The sequence below is a fragment of the Candidatus Woesearchaeota archaeon genome (genome assembly GCA_018302225.1).
Classification (GTDB): domain Archaea; phylum Nanobdellota; class Nanobdellia; order SCGC-AAA011-G17; family JAGVZY01; genus JAGVZY01.
In genome coordinates this window covers 51049-59716 of sequence record JAGVZY010000013.1, presented here as the reverse complement: position 1 = coordinate 59716, position 8668 = coordinate 51049, and the positions used below count along the sequence as shown (strand labels likewise).

9 protein-coding genes and 1 tRNA gene are annotated in these 8668 nt (G+C 29.3%); all 10 read right to left on the bottom strand.

The window, feature by feature from the left end; genetic code table 11:
- Positions 1–764 (bottom strand): hypothetical protein (locus tag J4403_03860; protein ID MBS3167313.1); only part of this gene is annotated, 764 nt, incomplete at its 3' end.
- 180 nt (positions 765–944) lie between these two features.
- Entirely contained in the window at positions 945–2012 is a 1068-nt protein-coding gene (locus tag J4403_03855; GenBank protein MBS3167312.1) for a group II intron reverse transcriptase domain-containing protein, read from the bottom strand.
- Between the two features lie 364 nt (positions 2013–2376).
- Positions 2377–3162, bottom strand: coding sequence for a hypothetical protein (locus J4403_03850; protein ID MBS3167311.1), 786 nt, complete (start codon positions 3160–3162; stop codon positions 2377–2379).
- Positions 3159–4172, bottom strand: coding sequence for a hypothetical protein (locus J4403_03845; GenBank protein ID MBS3167310.1), 1014 nt, complete (start codon positions 4170–4172; stop codon positions 3159–3161). The genes J4403_03850 and J4403_03845 overlap by 4 nt, the downstream gene beginning before the upstream one ends.
- A gap of 342 nt (positions 4173–4514) precedes the next feature.
- Positions 4515–4587 (bottom strand) — tRNA-Gln (locus tag J4403_03840).
- A gap of 35 nt (positions 4588–4622) precedes the next feature.
- Positions 4623–5231 carry a Kae1-associated serine/threonine protein kinase gene (locus J4403_03835; GenBank protein ID MBS3167309.1) on the bottom strand — a complete coding sequence of 203 codons (609 nt, stop codon included), beginning with the start codon at positions 5229–5231 and terminating at the stop codon, positions 4623–4625.
- A gap of 2 nt (positions 5232–5233) precedes the next feature.
- A complete protein-coding gene (locus J4403_03830) occupies positions 5234–6586 on the bottom strand; it encodes a signal recognition particle protein Srp54 (GenBank protein MBS3167308.1) in 1353 nt (450 codons plus the stop codon).
- 1 nt (position 6587) lies between these two features.
- The gene (gene ftsY / locus J4403_03825) at positions 6588–7733 is read right to left on the bottom strand and encodes a signal recognition particle-docking protein FtsY (GenBank protein ID MBS3167307.1); all 1146 of its coding nucleotides are present in this window, start codon (positions 7731–7733) and stop codon (positions 6588–6590) included.
- Positions 7734–8384 carry an SMC-Scp complex subunit ScpB gene (gene scpB, locus J4403_03820; protein ID MBS3167306.1) on the bottom strand — a complete coding sequence of 217 codons (651 nt, stop codon included), beginning with the start codon at positions 8382–8384 and terminating at the stop codon, positions 7734–7736.
- Positions 8385–8426: 42 nt separating this feature from the next.
- A complete protein-coding gene (locus J4403_03815; GenBank protein MBS3167305.1) occupies positions 8427–8633 on the bottom strand; it encodes an NFYB/HAP3 family transcription factor subunit in 207 nt (68 codons plus the stop codon).
- Between the last annotated feature and the right edge of the window lie 35 nt (positions 8634–8668).

The following is an 8668-nucleotide window of genomic DNA, read 5'->3' as shown; positions in this document are numbered from 1 at the left end:
GTAAAAATATATTCATGATCTTTTAGTTGTAGTTTGTTTAAATAGCCTTTAAGTATTTCTGAACAAAGTAAAAGTCTTATTTTTCTTCCAAAAGTTTTACTTGTTTCTTCCCTGATAGTTAGAATATAATAATTTCCTTTGGAGTCCCATTCTAAATCTGAAACTCTAACATTCATTAATTCTGTTGGCGCTCTTATTCCTGAATCAAATAGAAACATCATCAAAACTCTATAATCATAAGCTGAAACATCGCACATTTTTTTAACTTGGTCTATTGTGAAATAATTAAATTTAGGTTTTGCATCCTTGCAATCTAAGTCTGATGTTATATCTGGAATCTCTATCCCTTCTTTCTTTTTTATTCTTTGATACCAGTGCCAAAAGGTCTTAAGTATTTGGACATAATTACCTACTGCTTTGAGAGGTTGATGATAATATCTTTCAGAACAAATTTCTCCTCTTCTCATACGATTTATTAAAACTAATAATTCTTTCTCTTTGCTAACTAAATCTGCTAAAGAATGTAAGCCTATTTCTTCTTGAAAAATTATAGTAAGAGTATGCATTTTTGATTTTAAGTTTCTTAACCTGCCATAACCTCGTGGGCCTTTTTTTGAAACTGGAGAAACATTAGCTCCGATTTCCATGTCTTCAAGAAAATGTATAATAAGGTCACAACTTGGCTGATTTACCCCTTTAATTTGTGAGCCCCTATTACGCCAGCCTTTATACATGGCTTCATGTTGGTGTGGGTCTAGTTTCATTTTTTGTGTCCTGTGCTGGGCTTGATTTATAAAGAGAGTCGTAGACAAAAGGATATTTTTGAGTGTCTAATCGACCACTATTAGGTGGTTTGTTCTCTAGTTACAATAAGGTTACACTAAGATAAGAAAGGATGTCGGAGAAAGTAATACTTAAGAAATAAATTAGTTTTTTAGTGAGGGCTAAAGATTATTAGAGACGTTATTTACTTCTTTTATAATTTGTCTTCTAAATTTATAAGTATTTGCCCACCTTGCATAACCTAGCCATCCTTCAATACTCCCTAAAAAGGTTTCGTGGGCTATTAGTCCTTGCTCTAAGTCTTGCTTTAAACTTTCAAATTTTCTTTTAAATTGAGTAAGATTTCTTTTTCTTAATAGTTTATGATAGTAGAAGATTCTATAACCTAAAAAGCTTACCCCTTTGTGTAAAGGAAAGATTTTAGACTTTTCTGGATGCAATTCTAAATCTAGATTTTTAAGATAATAACCAATTTTAGTTTTGTATTCTTCCAAGAGTTCTTTATTTGAATGTAAGATTACAAAATCATCAACATATCTTATGTAATATTTTGCTTTAAGTTTATGTTTTATGAAATAATCTAGTTCATTAAGATAAACATTTGCAAAGAACTGAGAAGTTAAGTTTCCTAAAGGCATTCCTTTTTCTTTAATTTTAGTATTAAAATTATTTAATATTTTTTCGATGAGGAATAGGGTATTTTTGTCATTTATTTTTCTCTTAATAATTTTTAGTAAAATTTGATGATTTACACTATCAAAGTAATGTTTGATATCTGCTTTAAAGATATATCCTAAAACCATAGACTCTTCTTTTGCGCTTTTAGGAGTTCTTCCATTTTGGCTTATTATTCTTTTAAACTCATCAAATCTTTTTATAGCTTTTAATGTACCTTTACCTTTTCTATTTGCATAAGAATCATAAATAAAAGTTTTTTCAAAAATAGGTTCAATGAGATTAACCAACGCATGATGAACTATCCTATCTCTAAAATGTGAAGAATGAATAACTCTAGTTTTGGGATCTCTTATAATAAATTTTTCTAAGTGACGGGGAAGGTATTCTTTAGATTCTAATTCGCTCTTTAATCTTTGCAACTCTAAATCTTTATTTTTAAGAAAGTCTTTAATATAAAATAGGCTTGACTTTCCTTTTTTAGCTTTTTTAAAAGCTAATTCTAAATTCTGAATTGAACAGATTTTTGAATATAAATTTTTGTATGATTTCATCGTAATCTGAAATGGATATTAAGTCCAAAGACAACAAGGGTTATTCCGAGCGAGGAAGTCTCGTCTTTTTTTGAAGATTTCGAGTTAGTAGGATTCCTATTGCAATTAAGGTTGACCCTATCGGAATCCGCATTGAACCTCGCGACAGATGTAGCAGTTTTATTAAGTTTCACCATAACTTTAATATTCACTCAAACTTACCCAAGGTTTTCATCACTACTAATTATTGTTATTGAATTTTATGACATAAAAAATTATGCGCTATAAAACTGCGTGTAGCCCAAGTTGTATCCTTTCATTGATTTTCTATGGGAATAGAAGATCTCTAGGAAGTCTAGGACGTGAATTTTAGAACTAAATAAATTTAATAAACTTTCCAAGTTTGCAACAGTTGAATTTTGCATTTACGCGCCTTCGGCGCATCCATATACCCCGAGCGAGGAATACGAGACAGAAGGATCCCCATAGCAACCAAGGTAGACCCACCCGAAACCGCATTGAACCACGCGACAGAATTATCTCTTGGGTGTGAAAAATAAATATTTTTATTTTTTTTATATTCATTAATTTTAGAAGGTTTAATTGCTAAACCTTGCTTATTAAAATCTAAATCAGCAAAACCATCTTTCATTAAACATTTTTCTAAAGATTTTGGAGTTTCAATTAAACTATTATTTTTAACTGAATAATTAATTAAACTGAAATTATCTTTTTGATCTTTCTTAAATCCGGCATTTAACCAAACCCAACAATTTTTACTTAATCTTTGATATAGGCTATCAATTTCAGTTGGGTCTAGAGGTTTATTATTTCCATCATAAATTATTTGCTTTCCTTGTTTTGCTTGAATTACATTTAAGTAATAAGGCATAAATTCAGCAGGTGAAGGCATGTAAAGATTATTTTCTGCAAGTTTGAAATGACTATCCTTAAAATCTAAATTATTAAACATTTGTTCTTTTGAAATTAAAATATTTGAATTTGGCATTCTTACATAATCTGCAAGATTTATATTTGCTGAAACTTTTATTTCATTTTGAATTTCTGGTTGAGGAGTTGTTTGTTTAATTTTTTTAGAGTTTTCTAAATACTGCTTGTGTGCTTCTTTCATATCCTTTCCGAACATTTTATCTGGTATGTCTAGTGTCATTTTTTATTTTTTAATTGCGCTCGTCTTTCAGCTTCAGCTTCTAAAATATTTTTCATAAAAGACCATCTTCCTCTAAATAAACCAAGTATGTTCTGATCTTTCTCTCCTTGTTTTACTGAGTTGAATCCTTCCATAATATGAGCTTCTTTTTCTTTAAATTGTGTTTGAGTCGTGGCGATAACAGCATCTATTGCACTATAATGATCTTCATTATAATCTTGCATGACTGCAGATTCATTTAATATTCCTGAATAAGCTGAAACAAACTTAAAAGCGTTCATCATTGAATTAAAATAATCTAAATCTTTTGCACCTTTTTCTATAGTTATTTGATCTAATGCTTGACTTAGTGAAACAATTGATTTCGCGGCTCTTGAGGAAATAGGCAATGTTAACGATTCATCAGAACCCTTTTCGTGACCTTCCAATTTATTTGGCCAGCCAGATTTTAAACCCATTTTGCTTCCACCATATTTGTTGTCTAAATAATCCAAACCATGAACTAAGTAAGATGCGATTAAATATTTTTCAATGGGCACGGCGATTTCAGAAGTTTGATTATATTTGTCAATTATTTCTTTTGTCCTATCTTGAGTTTCTTGCTGAAAGTTTACTCTAGGATTTCTATTTTCAACTAACATGTCTAAAGTATCTATAGGTTTTGGTCTAAAATAATCTGTATCAATGATTAAGTGCATTCTATCTTTTAACGCTCTACCCAGATCATTTGAAGATTCTGTATATTCTTGACCTATATTTCCTGTAGCTAGGCCTATACAATAATTTGCACCAATAGGATAATGTTTTCCATCTATTTCAATAAAACCATCAAATAAGTTAAATAGTTGGGCTCTTACTGCAGGAACACAATTAGGAAGTTCATCTACAACTATTAGATTATAATTTATTTTATCAGTAAGTTCTTTGAACTTACCACCTTCATAGCCTCCTTGTTTCAAGGCTTTTAAAAAATTAGGATTTATTTGTTGGAATAATTCTCTTGTATCCATATAAGCAAGGCTATAAGAAAAAAGTCATTAATCGGATTTCCTAAATTAGTTTGGTCTTGCACGAAGTATTAAGTCTGAGATTCTACATAAAGGTAACTCGGATAATGTAATACTCAAATTAAATTTGGATTTATCCTGCTCCCCATTTTATCTTAAAATTCATTCCTTCACACAGCCAACGTGTCGCATCTTTTTTCAGTAAAGGTAATGTTTAGCCACTGAAATAGAATCTCTGCACACATTCAAAATGTACGCGAATTTGCAATTTTTTGATTAATTTAGATGAGACTCGAGGCTAAAAATCTTGGAAGGAGTGTTTCTCTAATGTCACAGAACTGTATATAGCCCCGAGCAGATTTGAACTGCTGTCTCTGCCTCCAAAGGGCAGAATCCTTGGCCGCTAGACTACGGGGCTGTTTAGATTATTTATGATTTTATATACAAGGGTTTTTAATGCTTATGTTTATATCTTCCTCTTTTTTCTACTTTTTCAAATCGAGTTGTAAAATCTTTGTCAGGTTTATAACCTGTTAAAACTTCTTTGAATATTTCTTCTGCATGGATGTAATGTTTTGAATCAACTGCCTGTCTTAATAAATGTAAATCAACTGTTTTGTCTTCTAATTTTTCTGAAATAAAACCTAAACCAAAATCTATGAAAATAATTTTTTTATCTTTTTTTGAGAAAAACATATTTGAAGTTGTTAGGTCACCATGAATTATACTTAAATTGTGGAGTTTTTTTACTCCTTCTCCAATTTTTCTTGAAATTAAAATTCTTTGTTTATCTTCAACAGTATCTATAATATCTTTAACTAAAGGAGAATCTATTTTTTCTATTTCAATTTCAAAGTTTTCTTCAGATGATGAAATTATTTTTGGAACATTTTCTAATTGCGATGCTTTTTCAAGAAGTTTTAATTCTCTTCTAATTGTGGATTTTCTTCTTTCATCATCTAATTCTTTAATTCTATAAGATTTTGGAATTCTTTTCTTTAGAATAGTATTAGCTTTAGTAAGATATAATATAGCTTCTGCACCTTGTTTAAGAATTTTCATTTTTATAGTTTAAAACCTGAGGGTAATTTTCCTTTGAAACTTTTCATTAATTTTTCTGGATTTTGTGAACCTTTCATCATTTTCATAAGCTTTTTTGATTGGGCATATTGTTTTAATAAATCTCTTACTTCTGAAGAATTTAATCCGGAACCTTTTGCAATTCTTTCTATTCTTGGAGGCGTAATAATATCGGGATTTTCAAGTTCTTCCTTAGTCATAGATTGCATAATAAATTTCCATTTTTTTAGTTTTTCTTCTTGAATATTTAAAACATCTTTAGGAATATTTAATGAACCCATTCCTGGAATTAAATCCATAATTTTATTTAATGGTCCCATATTAGACATCGCTTCCATTTGATCGTATAAATCAATTAAGTTATAATCTCCTTTAAGCATTTTTTTTGTGAGATCTTTTGCTTCTGCTTCTGAAAAAGCTTCTTTTGTTTTATCTAATAAAGCTTCTAAATCACCCATTCCAAGCAATCTAGAGACAAATCCTTTTGGATTAAATTCTTCTAAATCATCAGGTTTTTCTCCAAGTCCAATAAATTTAACAGGAGTTTTTGTAATTGAACATGCAGACAATGCACCACCTGCTCTTGCAGTTCCGTCCATTTTTGTAATCACAACACCCGTAATATAACAATTTTCATGGAAAGCTTTTGCTTGTTTTTCTGCTGCTTGTCCAATATCTGCAGATAGAACTAATAAAGTTTCATCAGGATTTATTTCATCTGAAACAGATTTTATTTCTTTGATTAAGTCTTCTGAAAGTGCGTCTCTTCCCGCAGTATCAATTAATACAATATTATAATCTGAAAGTTCTTTTTCAAAATGCTTGTAAATTTTTAAAGGATTTTTTTCGTTTGATAAGATAAATGTTTTAGTATTTATTGCAGAACATGCCTGTTCAAGTTGTCTTGCTGCTGCAGGTCTATAAACATCTAAACCAATAGCACAGACTTTATAACCTCGTTTAGAATAGTATTTAGCAAATTTAACAATAGTAGTCGTTTTACCAGAACCAAATAAACCCACAAACATTATTTTAGAAGGTTTATTTTTTATATTGATTGAAACTTTTTCTTTTCCTAGAAGATTAACTAATTCTTCATAAACAATATTAATTAAAAATTCTCTCTGAGTTATACTTGCAGGAGGTTTTTCATTTAAGGCACGTTCTTTTATTTTTTTAGTTAATTCAAAAACTAAAGAAACATTTACATCTGCTTGAATTAATGCTCTTTGTATATCTTTAATTAATTCATTTAAAATGGTTTCATCTATGAAAATGCTTCTTGCAATTTTCTTTAAATTATCTTTCAATGAATTGCTTAAATTTTCTAAGGCCATTTTATAATCCTAAATTTTTTATTATTTCTGATGAATCAAACTTTTTTAAATTTTCATAATCTTGTCCCATTCCAAGATAAATTATTGGCTTTTTTAAAATATATGAAATAGATAATGCAGTTCCGCCCTTTTCGTCTATATCTGCTTTAGATAGGATAATGGCGTCTATTTCTATTGCTTTATCAAATACTTTAGCTTGTTCTATGCAATCATTTCCAGTTATACTTTCGCCAATAAAAATATTTAAATCAGGTTTTGCAACTCTTTTTATTTTCTTTAGTTCATCAATTAAATTTGTGTTGGAGTGCATTCTTCCTGCTGTATCGATTAAAACTACTTGAATATTTTTTGATTTTGCATGTTGAATTGCATCATATGCAACTGCTGCAGGATCAGAACCATAATCATGCTTAATAATTTTTACTCCAAGTTTATCTGCATGGTGTTGTAACTGTTCTATTGATGCAGCTCTAAATGTATCTGATGCAGAAACAATACAACTTATTTTATATTTTTTTAAAAGATGTACAATTTTTGCAATAGTAGTTGTTTTACCTGTTCCATTTATACCTATAAAATTAATTACGAAAGGTTTTGATGTTGAAGAGTTTATTTTTTCAATTAAATCAAAAGGTTCTACAAAAATTGAACTTAAAGATTCCTTAAAATAATCCTTGAATTTATTAGCCAAATCTCCACGTTTAAATGCCTTTTCAGCCAGTTCGGATTTTAAGTCTTCACGTACTTTTTCTACAACTTCATAAGCAACATTATTTTCAAGCAAAGCAATTTCTATTATTGAAAATAGTTCTTCAAATTTGGATTCTGAGATTTTTGTTGTAGAAATAGTTTCTTTTATTTTGTTGAAGAAACCTTTTTTTTCTTCTTTAATTTCTTGATCCACTTCTTTTTCTAGAGTTTCTATTTTTTCTTCGATAAGGTCTATTTTTTCTTTTTGTTCTCCTTTAGATTCTTCTTTCTTTTTTTCTTTTTTGGTTTCTCTTTTTTCTTCTTTGATTGTTTTTTCTAATTCTTCTTTTTGAATTTCTTCTTTAGAATTATCTTGCGATTCTTGTTCTATTTCTACTTCTTCTTTTTTAATCTTGGAAAATGCATCCTTAATTTTATTTTTAAGAAAAGAAAACATTTAAACCTCCTGTTTTGAGGGTTCTTGTTCTATTGAGTTTTCTTGGGTTTCTGGGCTCTTTTCTTGCTCTTCAACCTTTTTGTTATGTTCAGTTATTTTTTGAATTTCTTCTAATCTTTGAGCTAATGCTTGTTCAGTTTGCGCAGTATCTTCAATTTTCTTTTTATACTTTGTAAAATCTCCTTTTATTGCTTCTTGATTAGTATCAAAATAATCATAGAATTTTTGAGTTAATTTTACAATTTTAGAAGTTCCAAATTTTTCAGTTGTAACAAATCCCATTTCAGTTAGGGCTTGCATATGTTCATAAGTTGTTGTTCCTCTAATTTTTACAACTTCTGACTGTAGAATTGGTTGTTTCCAGGCAATAACCGATAAAGTTTCTAATAAAGGTCTGTCTAATTCTGTATTAGTCATTAAATCTTTGACTAAAGAAACATATTGACGTCTAATATTCATTCTAAATTTCCCTTCTTCTTCTATAATCTCAATTGCAGAATTCTTTTCAGAATAATCTTTAACTAACTCGTTAATAGCATTTTGGACTATACCTACTGAGCCAATCCCAAGTAGTTCACTCAACCTTTGAAGTTCTATACCTTTATTTAAAACAAAAAGTATTGCTTCTATTCTATTTTTTACGTCTTCCATAGTTCAAAATATCAAATTTAAAATTTTAAGTTTTGGTTCAATTTATCTTGAAGCCATTTTGATATCTGATGCTTTTATAGTTTTTCTTCCAGCATGTTTTGCGGCTCTTATGGCCTGATTTGAGATATCTGAAGCTATTTCCTCGAGAATTACACGTAACTCCTCTTTAGCATCATCGCTTACTCTTAAAGCACCAGCTTTTTTAAGTATTTTCTCCATTGCAGCAGCAGGTAATATTTTATCTGACATTTTAGCCTCCTAATAGGTTTTTTAGATTTAAAGAG

Excerpts from the sequence above, each read along its gene's own strand:
- J4403_03815 (MBS3167305.1), bottom strand. The coding sequence starts at position 8,633 with ATGTCAGATAAAATATTACCTGCTGCTGCAATGGAGAAAATACTTAAA.
- J4403_03850 (MBS3167311.1), bottom strand. The coding sequence starts at position 3,162 with ATGACACTAGACATACCAGATAAAATGTTCGGAAAGGATATGAAAGAA.
- J4403_03830 (MBS3167308.1), bottom strand. The coding sequence starts at position 6,586 with ATGGCCTTAGAAAATTTAAGCAATTCATTGAAAGATAATTTAAAGAAA.
- scpB (MBS3167306.1), bottom strand. The coding sequence starts at position 8,384 with ATGGAAGACGTAAAAAATAGAATAGAAGCAATACTTTTTGTTTTAAAT.
- J4403_03855 (MBS3167312.1), bottom strand. The coding sequence starts at position 2,012 with ATGAAATCATACAAAAATTTATATTCAAAAATCTGTTCAATTCAGAAT.
- ftsY (MBS3167307.1), bottom strand. The coding sequence starts at position 7,733 with ATGTTTTCTTTTCTTAAAAATAAAATTAAGGATGCATTTTCCAAGATT.
- J4403_03845 (MBS3167310.1), bottom strand. The coding sequence starts at position 4,172 with ATGGATACAAGAGAATTATTCCAACAAATAAATCCTAATTTTTTAAAA.
- J4403_03835 (MBS3167309.1), bottom strand. The coding sequence starts at position 5,231 with ATGAAAATTCTTAAACAAGGTGCAGAAGCTATATTATATCTTACTAAA.